The sequence below is a fragment of the Paenibacillus sp. TAB_01 genome (genome assembly GCF_043945595.1).
Lineage (GTDB): Bacteria > Bacillota > Bacilli > Paenibacillales > NBRC-103111 > Paenibacillus_S.
Window position 1 is genome coordinate 243,423 of sequence record NZ_JBIFNP010000002.1, and the last position, 20,393, is coordinate 263,815.

Below are 20,393 nucleotides of genomic sequence, written 5' to 3' on the forward strand. Positions count from 1 at the left end.
GTTATTGATCCTCCTTCAGTACACGCACCTCAAAAGGCTCCAGGTTCTCTACGATTTGCGGACGGTTGGCTTCGAACCATGCGGGAAGCATCAGCTTTTCGCCCAAGTGCTCCGGCTCCTCATCTCTGGCAAAGCCCGGAGGATCCGTTGCGATCTCGAATAAGATGCCGCCTTCCTCGCGGAAATAAATCGCATTGAAATACTGCCTGTCGACAATCGGCGTCGGTTGGAAGCCGTTCTGCTCCACATGGCTTCTCCACTGCGCATGATCCGCATCGTCCTGTGCCCGCCATGCTATATGATGCACCGTTCCCGAGCCGCCAATCCCATAGCCCATCGGCGTCACGTTCAAATCAATCACATTACCGAGGTCTCCCGTCGATTTAAACCGCGTATAGGCTCCCTCCTGTCCGACCCTGCTAAGCCCCATCACGTGCTCTAGCAGATGCGCCGTGCGGGCAGGCGCGGTACTGTACAGAATCGCTCCCCCGAACCCTTTGACCGCCTTCTCCGCAGGCACGCCGCCGAAGGACCATTGGCTTTGCGGGCCTTCCTCCCGCGCGACGATCTCCAGCTTCAAGCCGTCTTTATCTTCAAATTGCAGATAGGCTTCACCGAACCGCTCCGTACGCTCGAAGGCAATAGCGAATTTGCGCAGCCGCTCCGCCCAGAAATCCAGCGTCCCTGCAGGAACGACATACGTTGTGATGCCGACCTGCCCTCCTCCGATACGTCCTTTGCGCGAATGCGCCCAAGGAAAGAACGTAATGATCGTCCCGGGACTTCCCAGCTCGTTGCCAAGATAAAGGTGATACACTTCCGGAGCGTCGAAGTTGATCGTTTGTTTAATCAGCCGCAATCCGAGCACCCCGGCGTAAAAGTCTACCGTATCCTGCGGATTTCTTACAAAAGCCGTAATATGGTGGATGCCTGCCGTATGTTTAGTCATGTATTCCATCTCCCTTGTCATTTGATTGATTTATTTGAACGTACCGTAGCTGACGAACTCGCCGGTCGGCTTGCGGTAGCCGCGCGGTCTTTGATTGGATGTATCTTCTTTGCCCAGCGTAATCATCAGTGCGGGGATATAGTCTTCCGGGATATGCAGCGCCTCGCGGAGAGCCTCCGGGTCAAAGCCGATCATCGGGCAGCTGTCCCAGCCCTTCTCCTTGGCAATCAGCATGAACAGCATAGCGGATAAGCTTGCATTGCGGATCGCTTCCTCCTGCTGGAACGCCTCTCCTCTGCCCTCATAGAAGTCGAGCACCGATCTGACCGTAAGATCGTACTCCTGCTGATTCATGACCCCAAGCGCCAGAAGGCCTTCGTGGATCCGGCCAACGTCTTGATAGGCGTTCTTCTTGCCAAGTACGATAATGACGGCTGAAGCGGTCTGCACTTTATACTGCTTATGGGCGGCCTCGTACATCTTCTGCTTCAGCGGCTGCTCCTTCACAACGACATAATGCGTATGCTGCAGATTAAAGGCGGAAGGAGCAAACTTAACGAGATGAAATATTTCTTCCAATTCTGTATCAAGTATCTCCACGCCGGGAATAAATTTATTAGCGGACCTGCGTGCTTTCAATAAGGATTCGAACTCTGTCATTTTCATGCGCCTCCTGCAATTCATTTGTCTAATATTAAAGAATCTTAAATTTAAGATATAAGGGAAAAATGGAAGCAGCTCTTTTCAATCCCCAGTGAGCTACTTGTATGTTTCCTGTGCGTGTCTGCCCAGCTTCTTGAGCAGCCGGCTGGCCGCCTGCTTCTCCTCAGATGTCAGCCCTTCCACGGCTTTAGCGATCACCTCGGCATGCTTAGGGAAAACATCCTCGATAAACTGCTTGCCCTGCGCGGTAATCTCCGCATAGACGAGACGCCGGTCTTCCGTCGAAGCTTTCCGCGAAACGTACTGCTTCTTCTCCAGCTTATCGACTACATAAGTGATGTTGCCGCTGCTCATCAGTACTTTTCCGCCGATTTGCTGAATAGGCTGAGCTCCCTTGTGGTATAACAATTCGAGAACCCCGAATTCAGTCCGGTTCAAGCCGTGCGTCCGAATATCCCGGTCCGCATGCGCGTTGACCCATTGGCTTGCCCGCGAGAGCGCAATATACAGATCCAATGCTTCATCCCTTGGGGTCGTCATCGTGTTCCCTCCATCCGTCTATCGTTATGTCGATCAAATATCTTAAATTTAAGATACTTTATTTGTATCTAAATGTCAAGCGGCATTTTTTCAGAATATCTTCAGTTAACATTCAGCCGCTGCTCAGGTTCCTCCCGCCTAAATCATGTACATTAATAACAAGGAACTACATTCATTGTTTAGGAGTGAGAGCTTGAATATCTCATCTGCATCTTCCGGCACTTCTGCCGCATATTCATCGAACAGCCAGGATACCGCAGCGTTGGAAAAACAAAAGGCTCAGCTTCAATCTCAGCTGGATAAAATCAAAGACAGCAAAGAGGACGAACAAACGAAGAGCAAGCAGACGCAGCTCATTCAGAATCAAATTCAACAAATCGAGCAGCAAATCGCCAAGGCCCAAGGGAAATCAAGCAGCACTGCCTCTGCTTCGCAGCAGCCGCAGGCCTCGCCACCGGCAGCCGATCCGCGTCTCGGCAAGAACACTGCCTCCGGCGACCAAACTATCGACATTCGCATCTAATTCAAATATAGAGAGAACGGGCCGCCCGTTCCGGATATGAAAACGCGTTCGAATTGGCGCATGCCTAAGCATCCGCCTCCCTTTCAACCCAAAGAGCGGGTGCCGCCTGTCAATTAGGCGCACCCGCTCTTTGCGATTTGTGGCAGGGATCACTAACTAAAATAAACGCAGATCCGGTTCCCGCCTACCGTCTCGATCGGAATATCCATATCGTACACTTCCTTCAGCACAGCCGAATCGATGATTTCCTCCATAGCGCCTTCCTTAATGACCCTGCCGTTCTTCAGCGCGACTATGTAGTCGGAGTAACAGGAAGCAAAGTTAATATCGTGAATAACGATAATTACCGTTTTGCCCAGCTCATCCACCAGCCGCCGCAGCACCTTCATAATCTGTACGGAATGCCGCATATCCAGATTGTTGAGCGGTTCGTCCAGCAGCACGTACTCCGTGTTCTGCGCAATAACCATCGCGATATAAGCCCGCTGATTCTGCCCGCCGCTCAGCTGATCCAAATACTTATGCTGCAGCTCCTCCAGCTCCATATAAGCGATCGCTTCGTCGACATGCTTCCAATCCTCTGGCGTCAGCTTACCTTGAGAATACGGAAACCGCCCGAAGGAGACGAGTTCTCGAACCGTAAGCCGAACGTTGATATGATTAGACTGCTTCAGGATGGAGATCTGCTTGGCGAGATCCGTGCTTTTGCATTGGCCGATCTCCCGGCCCTCGATATAGACCTCTCCGGCATCCTTGTTCGTCAGACGGCTGATCATCGAGAGCAGCGTGCTTTTGCCTGCGCCGTTCGGACCGATAAACGAGGTGATCTTGCCTTTACCGATACTTAAGGACACGTTATCGACGACGCTTTTGCCGCCGTATGTTTTGGTTAATTGTCTGACTTCAATCATGATTTGTTCTCCCTCAGCAGCAAATATAGAAAGTACAATCCGCCGACCAGATTCACGATGACGCTCAAGGTTGTCGTGAACGTAAACACTCTTTCCACAATAAGCTGGCCGCCGACCAGCGCGATAACGCTCAGCAGGATAGAAGCGGGAATAATCAGCGAGTGCTTGTACGTCCGCATGAACTGGTAAGTCACGTTGGCCACCAGCAGCCCCAGAAACGTAATCGGCCCGACCAGCGCCGTAGCGACGGAGATCAGCGCAGCGATGATCAGCAGCATCCTTTTGATGACATAATGATAATCCACGCCCAGGTTGACCGCCTGATCCTTACCGAGCGACAGTACATCCATATATTTGGCGAACCGGGAGTAGTATGCCGCAATAATGAGCACTACGACGAAGCAAATCGTGGTGAGCTGTCCCTGCACCTTGTTGTAGCTTGCGAACATTTTGCCCTGCAGCACCAGAAACTCGTTCGGATCGATCAGCACCTGCATAAAGGTGGTCAAGCTGCCGAGCAGCGTTCCCATAATGATACCGACCAGAAGCAGGTGGTAAATATGCCCGCCTTCCCGCTTGAACATCATCTTATACAGCAAGCCCGCGAACAGCATCATGAGAAACAGCGTCATCGCGAAGTTCAGATTGTTGTCCACCAGCAGCTTCGTGCTCGAACCGAATACGTAGACGACAGCCGTCTGCACAAGCATGTACATCGAATCCAGTCCGATAATGTTCGGCGTCAAAATTTTGTTGTTCGTAATGGTCTGGAAAATAACGGTGGAAAATGCGATGCAGGCTCCTGTCAAAACCATCGTAGCGATTTTCCAGGCTCTGCGGGGAAGCACATAGTCCCAGTTGCCGCCGGCATTGATCGTCAGGAAAATAGCGATGACCGCCAGTGCCAGTATGGAAAGAAAAGCAAGCTTTGTCTTATACGTCATATGCTTTTCTCCTCAACAGTAAATACAGAAATATGGCGCTTCCCAGCACGCCGACGGTCAAGCCGATCGGAATTTCGTACGGAAAGATGATCACCCGTCCCAAAATATCGCAGAACAGAACGAACAGGGCGCCGAGCAGCGCGGTATGCGGGAGGTTCTTCTTCAGATGGTCGCCGTTATACATCGTGACGATATTCGGAATGATAAGCCCCAGGAAGGGAATCGTGCCCACGGTCAGCATGACAACCGATGAGACCAGGGCGACGATAATCAGACCCAGATTGACTACCTGCTTGTAGTTCAATCCCAAATTAACGGAGAATTCTTCGCCCATCCCCGCTATCGTAAACCGGTTCGCATACAAATAAGCGATGATAACGACCGGGATGCTGATATACAGCAGCTCGTAGCGGCCTTTCATCGTCAAAGCGAAATTGCCCTGCATCCAGGAGGACAAATTTTGGATCAGATCGTATTTATAAGCGATAAACGTCGCAAACGAGGTCACGATTCCCCCGAACATCAAACCGACCAGCGGAATAAAAATCGTGTCTTTGTACTTCACCTTGTCCAAAATTTTCATAAACACAAACGTGCCGAGCAGGGCGAATACGAAGGCGACAAGCATCTTTTGCATCGTCGTCGCGTTCGAGAAAAACAACAGCGAAACCAGAATCCCGAGCCTCGCGGAATCGTCCGTCCCCCCTGTCGTAGGAGAAACGAACTTGTTGCGGGTCAGCTGCTGCATGATCAGCCCGACAACTCCCATGCTGACGCCGGCGATCAGAATGCTGATCAGCCTCGGGAAGCGGGAGATGAACATGACCTGAAGCTGATCCTGATTCATCCGGAACAGATCCCAGGGGGAAATATCTTTCGCCCCGATAAATATGGATACTATAGATAATAGGATAAGTATGACGAATAGGCCTCTAAGTTTCATTGTTAAGCATTCGTCCCATCGATAACCGTAAGCCGTTCGGCTGCAGGCACTCTCGGCTGCGCCGGCGGAATCTTGGCCGGATAGCCCAGATGCAGGCTTCCGATAATTTTCTCTCCGGGGCCAACGCCCAACGCTGCGCGGAATTCCGGGTTATGCAGCAGCGGGTACGTTTCCCAGACGAGTCCAAGCCCCTGCTCCCATGCCAGCAGGCTGAAATTGTGAATGATGCAGCTGGTGGACGCATAATCCTCTTCCCACACCACGGGATGCGTGTTTTCATTCATCACGACGGCGACGAACATAGGCACGGACATGAACCGGTTGTAAAACTTTTGGCCAAGCTCCTGCGCATTGGCAGGGTCCCGCTTCTCCGCTCCGGCCCGGGCAACGCCGGCCAGCTTCCGGCGTCCTTCGCCGTGCACAACAACAAATCTCCACGGCTGCGTCAGCTTATGGTTCGGCACCCATACGGCCGCGTCCAGCAGCTCCGTTACAAGCTCCAGCGAAACGGGACGGTTCATCGAATTGATGCACCGAACGCCTTTCCTTCATGAGTTGGGCTAGCTCCATCGATGAAAAACCTCCTATGTGTCTTCGAAATGACTGAAAAATGCGTTTTCAGCTGTCTCCTCAGGACAAATTTTCCGTACTATATAATGAAAGTGAGAATCATTATCATCTTAATTCATTTTACACAATCATCCCGGTACTGGAATAGACATTTCTTTGAAGCGCATGGATTTTTCTTGACCCGTCCGGAGGCAGCGAGGGACAACCAAGTGCCCCGCATTACCCGATCAGCTGATCGACGAATTGATTCATCAGCCTCTCGTAGAATGACGCATTATATAAAAGCGGCTCCTCGTGACGGATGAAGATACAGCGCTTCTGCTGCCGGCTTCGCTTGAGCTGAAGCCACTCCTCCTCCATCTGGATGCAGTCTTCATCCGAAACCGAATCCGGCGCCAGAATAAGAATGTTATTACAGTCCAGCGAGGCTACCTCGGCAAGCGACTGGACGTCCAAAAAGGTGATCTGCTCGGCCGACGCGGGCGCCTTAACCTGCAGCTCATCGTAAAACAAATCCTTCATCTTGATGCGCTGCAAGCCGTACACCCGATAAAACGGCTCGAAGGCGCTGACGACGAGAAAAGGCTCATCGCCCAAATGCTCCCGCAGGTGCCCTCTGGCATGCTCGACCTTCATCTGGAAATACGCCAGCCACCATTCGGCCACCGTCGGGATTTGCAGCCTGCGGCTGATCTGCAGCAGACGCTCCTTCCAAGAATAGCCCTTCCATTTGATCATGACGACCGGAGCGATCTGCGACAGCGTATTATATACCTCATCGGCTACCGGCGAGGTGAAAATAATACCCGGCCTGCTCTGTTCGATCCGTTGGTAGTACTTGTCCTTGTGGGGATCGCTGAACCATTCCCTCTGCAGCTCCAGCACCGGCGTCAAACCGAGCACCGCCAAATCGCCGCGGAAGACCGGGCACAGGTTGGCTACCCGCGTCTTGGCGCAGGCCGCGTATTCTGTGGGCGACAGCCCCATATGCTTCTTGAACAGCCTGCTGAAGTACAGCTCGTCGGAGTAGCCGACGGAATGGGCCACCTCCATGATCGAAGCGGGAGCATTCGCAAGAAGACGCAGCGATTCATTCAGCCGGGTATTCGTCAGAAATTTAAGGGGGCTGAGCCCGGTGTGCTTTTTGAAGACCTGGTAAAAGCGGGTATAGCTGGAGCCTGATAAGAGGGCAACCTCTTCGATATCGAGCTGCGCGCTGCAGTGCTCCAGAATGCTCTGCTTAATCTGCGTCACATAATCGGTCAGGTCGTCATCCGTTACCTTCGGCTTCTCCAGTACGGCCATAAATTCCGATGCGATGGCGTAAAGATACGACTGCACCTGGAAGTAAAGCGAAGGCTCGGGATGCCGCTGCTGCCCCGCTTGAAGCAGATCCTGGATCCAGCTGCGGCCCGCGGCATCCGGAACCGGTAGAACCGGAGGCTTGGAGTATCTGAAGCAGGCGCATGGAAGGGAGAGCCCCCCTCAGCATCCGTGGCTTTGTCGAACTGAAAGCGGATTTGAATGACCTGCGCCAATTGTTTATCGCTGTTATGGATCGTGCACACACAATCCGGAGGAATATAAAAAATTTCGCCGTAGGCGACCTTGGCCGTTCGCTGCTGCGTACCGGCCTTTATCGTAATTTTGGCGGAGCCCTTCAACACGTAGCCGAACCCCGCATAGGCGCCGTTTAGGATGTCGAAGCTCAGCTGCTTCTCGATTTTGTAATCCTGGGTATCCAGATAATGAAGTGAAAGCCCGTGGGGGGATTGAGCCGAATTCATAGACTCCGCTCCTTTCCCTGTTATAGAATATGAAAATTATAATTGATAATGATTTTCATTAGCAAGGGAAAATTGTTTTTGTACCGCTGGAAATAAAAGCAATATCCCGTGGCCGGCGCTTAAAGCAAAAGGGCTCTCCCCGCCGTACGGCGGAAGAAGAGCCCTTGTATTTTATAGGTTAGAATTTGTATGCCGCTAAATATCCTTATACCCGACGAACCGTTTGTTTTGTTCGCACCAAACCCGGAATTTGAGCGATTTCAAGCTCGTCTTGAGGGTAATCGTTTGAACGTCCCGCAGCGAAGCATTCGCATTATGCGCCGATTCCAAGTAATAATTGGGCACTCGCGGGCTTAAATGATGAATATGATGAAAGCCGATATTGCCGGTAATCCAATGCAGCAGCCGCGGCAGATTGTAGAAGGAGCTGCCCTGCAGGGCCGCGCTCACATAATCCCATTCCTTCTCTTCCTCGTAATACGTCTCCTCGAAGGTATGCTGCACATAAAATAGCCAGATTCCGAGCATACCGGAGACGAAAAACACCGGCCCCTGGACCAGCAAAAATTCCTGCCAGCCGAGCAGCCAGCTTAAGCCCCCGGCTCCGCCCGCGATGCTCAAATTCGTTACATACGTATTCAGACGCTCTTTCCACCCTGCACGCTTGCGGTTAAAGCGGTAATCGATAAGAAAAATATAGATCGGACCGATAACAAACATGACGAACGGATTGCGGTACATCCGGTAGGCGAACCTGCGGAGCCTGGAAGCGGAAACGTATTCCTTGACCGTCAGCGTCCAAATGTCGCCGACGCCTCTTTTGTTCAGATTGCCGCTGGAAGCGTGATGAACGCTGTGACTGTATCTCCACTGGTGATAAGGGCAGCAGGTCAAAATCCCGGTAATCGTTCCGATGATTTCATTGGCCGTACGGCTTTTGAAAAACGATTTGTGGCAGCAGTCATGAAAGATAATAAAGATGCGGATCAAAAATCCGCCTGCCAGCAGCGTAAGAGGCAGTGTAATCCAATAGGATACGGATAGGCTTAAATAAGCCAAATACCAGAGTACGGCAAAAGGAACGAGCGTATTGACCATCTGCCAAATGCTGTGCCTCCTGCGGGGTCTTTCATACGGTGCGATGTCCGTTCTCCATGCACCGGCCGCTTCTAAAGTCATGCTTGCAATCTTCCTCTCTAAGTCAAAGCCTTTGTTATTTGAATCCATTAATATTTAATGGACTCAACTAAGTGTAAAGGATACGCTCCCAAATGGATACGCCCATCTTTTAACTGCAAGGGGAGTTCACAAAGAAAACTTATTTGGCCCCCGGCTGCGGCCGGCTCCATCTCCCTCCTCCGCCCTGCCCGATCCCGGCCGCAGTCCCTGCCAAAAAGGGGAATAGATGAACCGGGCAGGGTTAACCTAATTATACCCGGTTCCTTTTCCCCTCTGACGGCACTTGCCAACGGCATTTGCAGTGTAGCTGCCAAGCAAGCAAAAGCTTGAAGGTATTGACGAAGGTCGTATAATGATTTCTGAAAGCGCTAAAGCTGCCGGTGCGCATTCGAACAAGCGCATGCTGTAAAAGCGAGGCTGTGCCTTCAGTCCTCCGGGCTGTGCCGGCCGGCGCTCAATCGCTTGCCTGATCTATACTTCCGCCGAAGAAAGGATGTCCCTGCGACATGAATATATTGATTATCGAAGATGATCCGAGCATCCAGATGCTGCTCAAGCTGAGCCTGGAGGTCGAAGGCTTCCGGCCGGAGGTGGCCGGTTCGGTCGCTGCCGGGCTGGAAGCGCTGAAGGGCCGGAGAACCGATCTAATTTTGCTGGATCTGATGCTGCCGGACCAATCGGGACTTGAGCTTTTGCAAACGCTTCAGCAGCAGTACCCGATGATCCCTGTCATCGTATTGACAGCCAAAAACGAAATGAACGATAAAATACTCGGCTTTCAGCTGGGCGCCGACGATTATTTGACCAAGCCGTTCGAAACGCGCGAGCTGATCGTCCGGATCCGCGCCGTGATGCGCCGGATGAAGGCGCCGGCCGTATCGGAGGATACGCTGCGCATCCGCGATATCGAAATCGATAAGACGGAGCGTTCGCTGAAGCTGGCGGGGAACCTCATCAAGACGACAGGCAAAGAATTCGACTTTCTATGGCTGCTGTGCAGTCATCCGAAAAAGGTGTTTACCCGGGAAGAAATATTGGAGCAGGTATGGGGCTTCGAATATTACGGCCAGACGCGGTCGGTCGATATGATGGTGAACCGGCTGCGGGAAAAAATGAAGCCCTACGACCATTTGGTCGCCACCGTGCACGGCATGGGCTATAAGCTGGAGGGATAATTATGGGGCTGCGCAACAAGCTGTTTCTTCAGCATACCGTCACGATCGTGATGCTGCTGGCCGCCATGTATTTTATCGTCAACTATACGCTGAGCAAAAGCATGATCGAGCGCGATACGCAGACGCTGAGCCAATACTACGCGCTGCACCGGATCGAGGCTCTAAAAATTGTTAATGATAAGAAAATTAATATCGACCAGCTTTTTTCCGGGGCCTATGCCCCGCTGCTTGCCTCCCATCTGGCGGCGAACAGCAACTTCCAGGTGCAGCTGTTTACGCCGGATGAAACGATTGTCGGCAACAGCGGCGATAAAGAAAACCTGCTGAAGCGGGGCGATATCGAGACCGCGCTGACCGGCAAGACCGCCACGGTGCTGACCGAGGCGGACGATACGCAGTATTTGATCTATGCCGCCCCCTTATGGTACGAGGGCCGGATCGTCGGTGGGTTCCGGTATTTGCTCGATTTGAAGCAGCATGTCGAGACGCTCGTGCAGATGCGCTATTGGTTCATCGGGGTGGCCGTCGGATGCCTGCTGATCTCTCTGCTGGCCAGCTATTCGTTCTTCTCGATTCTAACGAAGCCGCTGCATGACCTGAAGCAGGCGCTGAAGCTCGTATCGGTCGGCGATTTCAGCAAAAAGATCGTCGTCAACAGCCAGGACGAGGTCCGCGAGCTTGCCAAAGACTTCAACCATATGTCCGATGCGCTGCAGCGGCATATCGATATGCTCCATTACGAGCGCGGAAAGCAAAAGACGTTCTACGACAACATGACGCACGAGTTGAAAACGCCGCTGACGTCGATCATCGGCTTCTCGGATCTGATCGCCAAGATGAACCGGCCGGACGATATCCGCACCTGCAACAGCTATATCCGCAAGGAAAGCGGCCGGCTGCTGCACATGGTCGAGGATTTGCTGCAAACCTCGCTGAAGGGCGACGAGGCATGGAGCATTCGCCTGGAGCGGGAAGACCTGGCGGCCGTGATCGCGGACAGCCTGCGCATTCTGGAGCCGACGCTGCAGAAGTCGTCGATTGAAACGACGGTACGGCTCGTGCCATGCGAGGTGTATATGGACTCCCAGCGCACGCAGCAGGTATTATTTAATGTCATTAACAATGCCATTAAGCACAGCGAATGCACCCATCTCCACGTGCAGCTCGATTTGTATGAAGGACAAGGCCGCGTCCGGATCGCCGACAATGGCCGGGGCATTCCCGAAGCCGACAAGGCCGGCTTGTTTCTGCCGCCTGCGCAAAAGCAGGACCCGCGTGATCTCCGCGCAGTCCCACGGGCTCGGCCTGCCGCTGTGCCGGCAGCTGATGGAGCTGCAGGGCGGCAGCATCCGCATCGACAGCGGCGAGGGCCGCGGCACCGAAGTGCAGCTGCTGTTCAGCATGAAGCCTCTGCGGGTCTAAGCAAAGGCTTCTTCCCGGCGGCGGACGGCATGTGAAAGCGCTGTTACAAAATTGATACAAACTTTCGATTTTTTTGAGATAAAAGGAGGTTAAAGTAAATGCCAGAGGAGAAGAAAGGGCTTTCATGGTTTCGTCTTATTCTGCTGCAAGTCGTTGTCGGCTGCATACTCATCGGCATTTGCGCCTATGCTTTTCGCATTCCTGTGGACGAAGTGCACATCGTGCCTCCGCAGCAGGACAGCCGTGAAATGTTTGCCGGCGTTCCCATGCGAGTCGATGTCACCTACCCGGGTTTAGGCACGATCTCGATCGACGATCCGAAGGAGCTGCTGAAGCTGAAGGCTTCGTTCTCCGGGCTGCTTGCTTCCGGCAAGCAGAATCCGCAGAGCAAGCAGCCCCGCCTGCTGCTTACAGGCTCGATCGCCTACCTGGATCAGGAGGACATCCCGTTCCAGATCGAGACCAATGCGTTTCGCTTCGGCGGAGAAATGGTCAATTCACTGAATGTGAGTGCCGATATCCGCAAGCTGCAGAGCACGCTGATCGATAAGACGCTGACGTCTTCGACGATCGGTTCGGCCATCGAGACGGCCGGCAATGAGGTGTATTCCCTGCAGCAAGGCGAGCTCACGCCCCTGCCGCAAGCGGAGCGGGCCAGCCTGACTGCGCAGGTGCAGTCGGCCGTCCGCGTCATCGATTTCAGCCGCTTCGATTTTCTCGCTGAGCAGCCTGACGCCCACTACGTGATTCAGCTGTCGGGCGACGGAGGGGCCAAGAAGCACTGGCTGCATGTGGATCGCTTTAACAACGCTTACATCGTCGTATTCGATTTACTGGATGAGACCAACCAAAGAGCCTATTTCAAACTTAACGAAGCCTCTTAACACACGTTGAAGGGACGGTTTGAAGCTATGGCCAGACAGAAAAAGAACAACTCGGTCATCATGGTATCCGTTATTGCGGTCGTATTGATCGCGGCATTTTTCATGTACAAATCCGGGGTTTTCGGAAGTAAATCGCAAGGAAAGGTCACCGTTTATTCCATTTTCCAAGAGGAAGAAGCGCGCAAGATTCTGGACAAATTCAAGGCGGAGACCGGCATTGAGTACGATATTCTCCGCTTGCCGAGCGGCGAGGCGGTATCCCGCGTTCAGAACGAAATGGGCAAGCCGCAGGCCGATTTCCTGATGGGCGAGCCTGCCGATTCGCATGAGGTGTTGAAAAAAGCGGGCGCGCTGGAAGCTTACGTTTCCCCTAACGCATCGGACATTCCGGACAATATGAAGGACAAAGAAGGGTACTGGACGGGCTTCTACTTGAACCCGGTGGCTATCGGCATCAACGAGCAGCGCTGGAAGGAAAAGTACGGCACCGCTCCTTATCCGCAATCGTTCAAAGAGCTGCTCGACCCTAAATTCAAAGGCGAAATCGGCATGTCCGACCCGGCCACGTCCGGAACCGCTTACACTGCCGTAGCCTCGCTGGCTCAAGTATGGGGCAAGGATGAAATGCTCAAATATATGGCGCAGCTGCTGCCTAACATGAAAGAGCGTCCGAAATCCGGCATCGAGCCGATCCAGAAGGCAGCCAAGGGAGAGTACACGATCGGGATCACTTTCCTCGGGGATCAGTTGAAAATCAAAAACCAAGGCAATCCGATTGTCAGCATCGTGCCGGAAGCGGCAGGCTATGAGGTCGGCGGTCTGGCTATCGTGAAGAACGGCCCTAACACCGCTGCCGCCAAGAAGCTGATGGACTACATGCTGACGAATGAACCGGGTACATTGTACTCGCAGTCCGCTTATGCGGTATCTGTGAAGCCGTCCGTACCGGTGCCTCCAGGCGGAATCGACATCAAGACAACGAAGTACAACAAGACTTACAGCCTGTGGACCGCAGCCGAGCAGCGTAAAGCGCTTCAGGATGCTTTGAAGGATTTGAAATAAAACAGTCCCTCGGATCAGGCATTGCACGGGCATGCGCTCCTTCTATTCAGGCGCAGCCCGGCAATGCCTGTCTATGAAAGAAAAGGAAAGGTGGTATTTCACCCCCTATGAAAGAAAAAACCGGCATCGGGGAGTCGATCGGCAGGCTCGTCAAGGATCCTTCTTCGCTCCTGCTCGTGTTGATCAGTTTTGCACTCTTATTCTTATTCGTCATTTATCCGCTCATCTTCGTCGTCTTCATTCCAAGCGGCGAAAATTGGATCACCTTCTTCAGCAAAGGCCGCTACGGCACCGCGCTGGTAAACACGATTGTCAGCTCCACCCTGTCCGCCCTGACGGCGACGGTGTTCGGATTCATCTATGCTTATGCGATTAACTACAGCAGCATTGCAGGCAAAAAGTTTTTCCGCTTCATCGCTTTCCTGCCTTTGCTGGCTCCTTCGGTCATGAGCGGTCTCGCCTTCCTGCTGTTGTTCGGACGCGGCGGCATGGTCTCGCAATGGCTGAAAGCCTGGTTTAACATCGAGCTCGACCTGTACGGGCTGCCGGGACTGTGGATCGTGCAGACGATCTCTTATTTCCCGCTCGCCTACATGACGATTACCGGCGTGCTCCGCTCCATTTCGCCGAATCTCGAAATTGCGGCGCAAAATCTCGGCGCGAGAGGCTTTACGCTGTTCCGCACCATCACTTTGAAGCTTGCGCTTCCGGGCGTGGTCAACGCTTTCCTGCTTGTGGCAATCAACTGCTTCGCGGATTTCGGCAATCCGAAGCTGATCGGGGGCAATTACTCCCTGCTCGCCGTCGAAATTTACGGTGAAATTCTCAATAACGAGCCGGGACTGGCGTCGGTGATGGGGATCATTCTCGTCATCCCTGCGCTGATCGTGTTCTGGATACAGAACAAGCTGCTGTCCAAGGGCTCTTACTCGACCATCACGGGCAAGCCGGTGTCCGGATTGAACCGGATGACGACATCCCGCAAAACCGATATGCTGCTTTTTGCTTTCAACAGCTTGATGTCGATTTTCATTATCGCAATGTTTGCGATTACGATCTTGTTCGCCTTCACCAAAAACTTCGGACGCGATAACACGTTTACGATGGATCATATCATGAAGGTCGTGTTCAATCCGTCCTCGCCGGCGGTACTGAACAGTCTGGTTTTATCGCTGATCAGCTCGCTTCTGGCCGTAGCGTTCGCGCTCGTCCTGGCCTATATCATTGTGCGCAAGCCGTTTCCAGGCAAAGGGCTGCTTGATTTTACCGCCGTCCTGCCGATCGCCCTTCCGGGCACGTTCGTCGGTCTCGCTCTGATCGTCGCTTTCAGCTCCGGCCCGATCATCCTGCAGGGCTCCGCCGTTCTCATCATTGTGGCGATGCTGCTCAAGCAAATGCCGGTCGGCTACCGCGGACTCACCGCTTCGTTCAAGCAGGTGGACAAATCCATCGAAGAAGCGGCCACCAACCTTGGCGCGGACAGCCGCAAAACGCTGACGACCATCGTCTTCCCGATGCTGCAAAAAACCGTCGTAGCCAATTTCGTCTACGCGTTCATGAAAAATATGAATACGCTGAGCACGATTGTCTTTCTGATTACGCCAAAATGGGTCGTCGCCGCCGTTTCCATCTTCAACTATGCGGAAACCGGCACCTACTATTGGGCCGCAGCCGTCGCCGTAGGACTGATGGCCGCAACGCTCGGAACGCTCGGCGTGATGAAGCTGATCTTCCGGTCCAAAGTAAAAATATTCGATTTCTAGATAGAGGGAGTGGGCATAATGAGCACACAGGTGCTGCTTGATCTCAAGAACGTGAACAAAGTGTTCGGACATAATCACGTGCTCAAACACATTGACTTGCAAATAGAACGGGGGAAATTCATTACGTTTCTCGGTCCGAGCGGCTGCGGGAAAACGACCCTTTTACGCTCGATCGCAGGCTTTTACACGATAGATGAAGGCGAAATCCAAATCGACGGCAAGCGGGTGAACGATCTGCCGCCGTATAAACGGGGAACGCCGATGGTGTTCCAGGAATACGCGTTGTTCCCGCATATGACCGTATTCGATAACGTCGCTTACGGGCTGGATATTCAAAAGCGCCCGGAGGCCGAGGTGCAGGAGCGCGTTCAGGCGGCTCTCGCCAAGGTCAAATTGACCGGACTGGAGGAGCGCTATCCGCACCAAATGTCCGGAGGCCAGCAGCAGCGCGTAGCTATGGCCCGCGCGCTGGTTATGAACTCGCCGATCATTCTGCTCGACGAGCCGCTCAGCAACCTGGACGCCAAGCTGCGGGAGGAAGTGCGGGTCGAGCTGCGCAGTATCCAGCTGGAGCTCGGTCTGACCGTAATCTACGTGACGCACGATCAGCTGGAGGCGCTATCCATGTCCGATTATATCGTCGTCTTCAACAAAGGTGCGATCGATCAGTACGGAACGCCCCACGAGATTTACTATAAGCCACGCACACGCTATGTCGCGGACTTTATCGGCACGACCAACTTTGTCGAAGCGACCGTCCGGGAGACGTCCGGCACTTCGGCGACCGTAACCTACGGCGACCACGGCCACAGCGTGACCGTACAGACCGATGAGCAGGTAGCTGCCGGCGAAAAGGTGCTGCTGAGCATTCGTCCCGAGTCGCTGCGGATCAATCAGCCGGAAGCTGGCGACTTCGTCGTCAAAGCCGTCGTCAAATCGTCCATGTTCCTGGGCGAGAAGGAACGGTATTTCCTCGCAGGCTACAATGGGACCGAGTGGATTGTCGATGCCTACGATATCGGCCACACGTCCTTCGAGGGCAATGTGGAAATCCGCGCGGCAGCGGACAAAATTCATTTGATCAAAGACGACGGCAGCGCCTAAAATAAGCGGCAGGGCTCCTGCGGCGCCGGATTGGAACTTGAACGTCATTCAAAATCCCCCCACAAAGTGGGGGTCATGCTTCGAAGCGGATTCAGGTACTTTGCGGGGACCCCGAAAACATATAAATTCCGATATGTAAAAAAAAAGGAAAACAACCGTTTTCCTTTTTTGGCGTTGCCGGCGGCGGAAGTGCTGGAAGCCCGCATACGGCAGGCGCTGCCGCGCAGGCTTCGGTACTTACTTACGTTTCAGAATCATCGATCATAACAAGGAGGCGGTTGGCATGTGGAAAAAAGGCATCATCATTCTGGCCCTGCTGGCCTGTGTCTTCATAGGCTATCCCTTCTACACGGCCCAGACAAGCAGCCAGCCGCTGAAGGTATATGTCGTGTTTCAGGAGGATGAAGGGCGGGCGCTGCTCGAGAAATTCAAGAAGTCGACGGATCAGTCCTACGAAATGATCCGTATGTCCAGCGGCGAAGCCAGCTATCATCTGATCGCCATGAACAAAAGCGGAATCGATGTCGTGCTCGGGGGCCCGGCGGATTTGCATGAGCAGCTGAAAAACAACGGGAAGCTGCTCCGCTACGCCTCCCCGATGCGGGATAACATCCCTGCCCAATATAAAGATAAGGATGGCTATTGGACAGGAATTTATATGGGTGCGCTGTCCATTGGCGTCAATCAGACGATATGGCGGCAGGACGCCCAGCTGGCCTCGCTGCCGCTGCCTCAGCGGTACGAGGATCTGCTTCGCCCCGAGCTGAAGGGCAAAATCGAAATCCCGGACCCGGAAACGTCCGGCACAGGCTATACGCTGCTGGCTTCGCTGGCCCAGCAGCGGGGCGAGGATGAGGCCGTCCGCTTGATGCTGGAGCTGAAAAAACAGAGCTCCTCCACCACCTTCTCCGGCATTACGTCCGCCCAGCGGCTGGCGGTCGGCGATGTGGCCGCCGTCGTCAGCTTTCTTGGCGACCAGCTTCGCTTCACCAATTCAGGCTACGACATCCGGTCGTATATCCCGCCGCAGGCGGGCTGGGAGATCGGCGCGGTGTCCGTGCTCAAGGGCGGGAACAATGCGGACGCGGCGAAGAAGCTGATCGACTTCGTCCTGTCTCGCGAGGTGCAGACGGATTACATGAACACCGCATTCTCCTTCCCCGTCCTGCCGGGCATTACCGTCCATCCGCTGCTGTCGCCGGTCAAGCTGGAAAACCTGCTGGCGACCTACCGCTTCGATGTCGCGGCCCAGCACCGGGAATCGCTGCTCGGCAAATGGCGGTCAGCGAAGGAATAATAGCTTGCAGCTGCCGAACCCCCGTCTCCTTCTTCCGCAGCCCGGGCTGGGAAAGAAGCTGCGGAGCTGTCGGGAAAAGAGCAGGGCCCGTGTCAGGAGAAGGAATAAACTCTCCTGACACGGGCCCTTAGCGAATCTGCGGATGCCAAGGACCGCAGCTTCGTCCGCTGCCGCGCGGCGCCGTAACGCGGCCGGGATTCGCGCGCGCCGCGGCATCCCGAGCGCAAGGCTGCGCTCGCTTAAGCTTAGCCTGCAATAAACGCATGCAGGCGTTCTTTTTGCAGCAGATGATGCCGGTAATGCATTTCGACCAGCGCGAACCATTCTTCGGCGTTCATACCGCCGAGCCTCGGATGGGCGACCTTCACGTGCGCCGGTATGCTACCCAGCTGGGGTTCAAGCTCTCCGGCGCGGCGAAGCACCGCCTGAAGTCCCTCAACCAGCTGGCGCTTGCTTTCCGCCTGAGCGGGGTCGGGCCGTGCGGAGGCCGGCACCACAATGCGGACCGGCGGAAAGCCGCCCATGGCGAACACCGCCTCCCCGGCCTCGTTTTTGACCGGCATCTCTGCTGCGGAGAGCACTGCTTCTTCACTTAAGGCGCGGCACTTGTCCACATTGGCGAGCTGCAGGTGATTCGCCGTCTCGATGAGGTGCACGTACATTTGCCCGAGCGACCACGCATCCTTCGCCGGCTTCCGTCTCAGCTGTTCATCGCTATAGTTGTCGAGCTCCTCAATATAATGACTTGTCCATTTCTCCAGGCTTTGCAAAACTTCGGTTGAATTCATCCGTAACCACGGCTCCTTTTATATGAAAGATAGCCCTAGTATACGAGACCGCTGCTGACAGCAGTATGTCAGTAGTGTTTGAACATTTTTTCCGCTTCGTCCCGAAGGCGCTGCCGCAGCGATTCCGGCTCCAGCACGACCGCATGGGCTCCCCAGCTCAAGATCCAGTACAGCACCTCCTCCGGCCGTCGGACCCTCAAGGTGACGAGCAGCCCTTCAGGGATATCCTCCATCGACTCCATATAAAAGCTGCCTGCTTCTCTTACCCGCTCCGCCGCTTCGAAATCGAATAGTACCTTCACTGTCATCCCGCGGTCATCGGCAGGGGCATAATGCGCAAGCTGAAAGCCGTCGGGCAGCTGGAAGCCGTCGGCCAATACCGTAAGGCCGCTCATCCGGGATACGCGGAAATGGCGCAGCGCCTGCCGCAGCTCACAGTAAGCAAGCAGCATCCAGGACCCCGCACAAAAATAAGTCCGTAAGGAGCCGCCTCGCGGACGCTGTGGCGCTCTTCATTTGCAGCGGCTATGCCTTTGGCGTAGTGAAAGCGAATCTTCCGCCGCTCCAGGATGGCATCGCGCAGCGCCGCAAAGTTCTCCGCCTCCTCCCCTTGATTCGCCGTCTCGACCCGTGCGCCAAGCAGACGGATCGCCGCCCTTACCCGCTCCGCCTCCGTGCGAGCGTCTGCCGGCAGCGCCCCCTCGATCTTCCTGGCCGCATCCGCCGCCTTAGCCCCGTAGATCCTGTCGAACTGCTGTCCTACGAAATCCGTACCGACCAGCAGCGCTACCGCTTCCTCTGCCGTAAAGCGCAGAGGCGGCAGGAAATATCCCTCCATCAAGGAGTATCCCGTCCCCGGAGCGCCGATAATCGGGACTCCCGCCTCGCTGAGCGCCTGCATATCCCGGTAGATAGTCCGAACGCTCGTCTCGAAGCCTGCAGCCAAATCCTCGGCACGAAGCGTCCCTTTACGCTGCAGCTCCAGCACAATAGCCAGCATACGGTCTGTTTTGTTCATATGTCCCCGCTTCCCGGAGCCTCACCCGAATGATTTCCCCTTCGGTATTGCATCCTATTTCTTATAAATGTGCAAAAAACTGGACCCGGGTCCAGCTGCTTACGCGACCCTGGTACATGTCGCCTATCCTGTGATAACGCTATACTTGCTCTAGCTATGCAATTCAATTCCAAGGAGGCTTGGGAACCATGCAAGATGTCATCATTTCCGTCGCCACCCTGATCATGACGCTGCTTGTCGCAGGTATTGTCTACACTTTCGCCAAACGGGGCTCCATCCGGCTCACCCTGCGCCAAAAAAACGTTTGGCTTGTGCTGCATATCTTCTTCGTCATCATCTACTTCGGAGGTCTGCTCGGCTCTCTGCTGCTCGCCTGGACGACTCACTTCACGTCCGACCGCTCTCTGATCGCAGCCGCACATACGTTCATTCCGTATTGCGACCATTTTATGATTATTCCCGGCGCCTTCGGCTGCCTCATTACGGGAATTTGGCTGTCCGTCCGAACGCAGTGGGGCTTAACCAAACATTATTGGGTGATCGCGAAATGGGTTGGCAATATGGCGATTATCGTCTTCGGCGGCTCGCTGATGCGGATATGGATCAGCCGGACGCTGCAAACGTCCTTAGATCCGGCTGTGCCCCCTTTGCAAAACCCGGCCTATCTCGAATACCGGCTTTGGCTGACGTCAGGGCTTGTATTCAGTCTCGGCGTTCTGTTGTTTCTTGTGGTCATTTCCTATTTCAAGCCTTGGGGCAAACGGGAGAAACGCCGGCAAGCCTAACTATGCTTCGCACGGCCCCTCCCCGCTTGCCGCCGCTATTTTTAACCGGCTCGTTCGCACGCACATACGATACGCAGCTCCATGGC

Annotated in this window: 20 protein-coding genes and 1 pseudogene; 9 read left to right on the forward strand and 12 right to left on the reverse strand. The window is 54.3% G+C overall.

Translation table 11 applies throughout. The features are described 5' to 3' along the window. Position 1 precedes the first annotated feature (1 nt). The 3 genes from ACHHV8_RS34470 to ACHHV8_RS34480 all read right to left on the reverse strand — a co-directional run bounded on the left by ACHHV8_RS34470 (position 2) and on the right by ACHHV8_RS34480 (position 2,152). Entirely contained in the window at positions 2-949 is a 948-nt protein-coding gene (locus tag ACHHV8_RS34470) for a ring-cleaving dioxygenase (RefSeq protein WP_395163965.1), read from the reverse strand. A gap of 30 nt (positions 950-979) precedes the next feature. Further along, positions 980-1,609, reverse strand: coding sequence for a nitroreductase family protein (locus ACHHV8_RS34475; protein ID WP_395163966.1), 630 nt, complete (start codon positions 1,607-1,609; stop codon positions 980-982). A 99-nt stretch (positions 1,610-1,708) separates the two neighbouring features. Next, entirely contained in the window at positions 1,709-2,152 is a 444-nt protein-coding gene (locus ACHHV8_RS34480; protein ID WP_395163967.1) for a MarR family winged helix-turn-helix transcriptional regulator, read from the reverse strand. Between the two features lie 193 nt (positions 2,153-2,345). On the opposite strand from ACHHV8_RS34480, the gene ACHHV8_RS34485 reads away from it, so the two are divergent. Further along, positions 2,346-2,675 (forward strand): FlxA-like family protein, encoded by a 330-nt coding sequence (locus ACHHV8_RS34485; protein WP_395163968.1) that lies wholly within the window; start codon positions 2,346-2,348, stop codon positions 2,673-2,675. 152 nt (positions 2,676-2,827) lie between these two features. Here the strand turns inward: ACHHV8_RS34485 and ACHHV8_RS34490 are convergent, their stop codons facing one another. The 7 genes from ACHHV8_RS34490 to desA form a co-directional block, all read right to left on the reverse strand. Continuing rightward, a complete protein-coding gene (locus ACHHV8_RS34490; protein ID WP_395163969.1) occupies positions 2,828-3,586 on the reverse strand; it encodes an iron ABC transporter ATP-binding protein in 759 nt (252 codons plus the stop codon). Next, complete coding sequence (locus ACHHV8_RS34495; RefSeq protein WP_395163970.1) at positions 3,583-4,530, reverse strand: iron chelate uptake ABC transporter family permease subunit; 948 nt, start codon at positions 4,528-4,530, stop codon at positions 3,583-3,585. Before ACHHV8_RS34495 ends, ACHHV8_RS34490 begins: the two co-directional genes overlap by 4 nt. Beyond that, entirely contained in the window at positions 4,520-5,473 is a 954-nt protein-coding gene (locus ACHHV8_RS34500) for an ABC transporter permease (RefSeq protein WP_395163971.1), read from the reverse strand. Before ACHHV8_RS34500 ends, ACHHV8_RS34495 begins: the two co-directional genes overlap by 11 nt. A gap of 2 nt (positions 5,474-5,475) precedes the next feature. After that, positions 5,476-5,994: a nitroreductase family protein gene (locus ACHHV8_RS34505; RefSeq protein WP_395163972.1), complete on the reverse strand. Its 519-nt coding sequence runs from the start codon at positions 5,992-5,994 to the stop codon at positions 5,476-5,478. A gap of 268 nt (positions 5,995-6,262) precedes the next feature. Beyond that, a complete protein-coding gene (locus ACHHV8_RS34510) occupies positions 6,263-7,384 on the reverse strand; it encodes a helix-turn-helix domain-containing protein (protein WP_395163973.1) in 1,122 nt (373 codons plus the stop codon). After that, positions 7,321-7,830, reverse strand: a complete 510-nt coding sequence (locus tag ACHHV8_RS34515) for a hypothetical protein (RefSeq protein ID WP_395163974.1) — start codon at positions 7,828-7,830, stop codon at positions 7,321-7,323. Before ACHHV8_RS34515 ends, ACHHV8_RS34510 begins: the two co-directional genes overlap by 64 nt. A gap of 195 nt (positions 7,831-8,025) precedes the next feature. Then, positions 8,026-9,009, reverse strand: coding sequence for a Delta(5) desaturase DesA (gene desA, locus ACHHV8_RS34520; protein WP_395163975.1), 984 nt, complete (start codon positions 9,007-9,009; stop codon positions 8,026-8,028). Positions 9,010-9,515: 506 nt separating this feature from the next. Here desA and ACHHV8_RS34525 point away from each other — a divergent pair. The 7 genes from ACHHV8_RS34525 (at position 9,516) to ACHHV8_RS34560 (ending at position 17,716) form a co-directional block, all read left to right on the forward strand. Next, complete coding sequence (locus ACHHV8_RS34525; protein ID WP_395163976.1) at positions 9,516-10,184, forward strand: response regulator transcription factor; 669 nt, start codon at positions 9,516-9,518, stop codon at positions 10,182-10,184. A 2-nt stretch (positions 10,185-10,186) separates the two neighbouring features. Continuing rightward, the gene (locus ACHHV8_RS36880; protein WP_483874903.1) at positions 10,187-11,641 is read left to right on the forward strand and encodes a sensor histidine kinase; all 1,455 of its coding nucleotides are present in this window, start codon (positions 10,187-10,189) and stop codon (positions 11,639-11,641) included. A gap of 63 nt (positions 11,642-11,704) precedes the next feature. Beyond that, complete coding sequence (locus ACHHV8_RS34540) at positions 11,705-12,490, forward strand: DUF3919 family protein (RefSeq protein WP_395163977.1); 786 nt, start codon at positions 11,705-11,707, stop codon at positions 12,488-12,490. Positions 12,491-12,517: 27 nt separating this feature from the next. After that, entirely contained in the window at positions 12,518-13,552 is a 1,035-nt protein-coding gene (locus tag ACHHV8_RS34545) for an ABC transporter substrate-binding protein (protein ID WP_395163978.1), read from the forward strand. 107 nt (positions 13,553-13,659) lie between these two features. Beyond that, positions 13,660-15,315, forward strand: a complete 1,656-nt coding sequence (locus ACHHV8_RS34550; protein WP_395163979.1) for an ABC transporter permease — start codon at positions 13,660-13,662, stop codon at positions 15,313-15,315. Positions 15,316-15,333: 18 nt separating this feature from the next. Further along, the gene (locus tag ACHHV8_RS34555; RefSeq protein WP_395163980.1) at positions 15,334-16,419 is read left to right on the forward strand and encodes an ABC transporter ATP-binding protein; all 1,086 of its coding nucleotides are present in this window, start codon (positions 15,334-15,336) and stop codon (positions 16,417-16,419) included. Between the two features lie 283 nt (positions 16,420-16,702). Beyond that, positions 16,703-17,716: an extracellular solute-binding protein gene (locus ACHHV8_RS34560; protein ID WP_395163981.1), complete on the forward strand. Its 1,014-nt coding sequence runs from the start codon at positions 16,703-16,705 to the stop codon at positions 17,714-17,716. 245 nt (positions 17,717-17,961) lie between these two features. Here ACHHV8_RS34560 and ACHHV8_RS34565 read toward each other — a convergent pair whose 3' ends face one another. Then, positions 17,962-18,504 (reverse strand): DinB family protein, encoded by a 543-nt coding sequence (locus ACHHV8_RS34565; protein ID WP_395163982.1) that lies wholly within the window; start codon positions 18,502-18,504, stop codon positions 17,962-17,964. A gap of 68 nt (positions 18,505-18,572) precedes the next feature. Further along, positions 18,573-19,522: pseudogene (locus tag ACHHV8_RS34570) on the reverse strand (helix-turn-helix transcriptional regulator). 188 nt (positions 19,523-19,710) lie between these two features. On the opposite strand from ACHHV8_RS34570, the gene ACHHV8_RS34575 reads away from it, so the two are divergent. Next, complete coding sequence (locus ACHHV8_RS34575; RefSeq protein WP_395163983.1) at positions 19,711-20,307, forward strand: DUF2269 family protein; 597 nt, start codon at positions 19,711-19,713, stop codon at positions 20,305-20,307. The last annotated feature ends 86 nt before the right edge of the window (positions 20,308-20,393 follow it).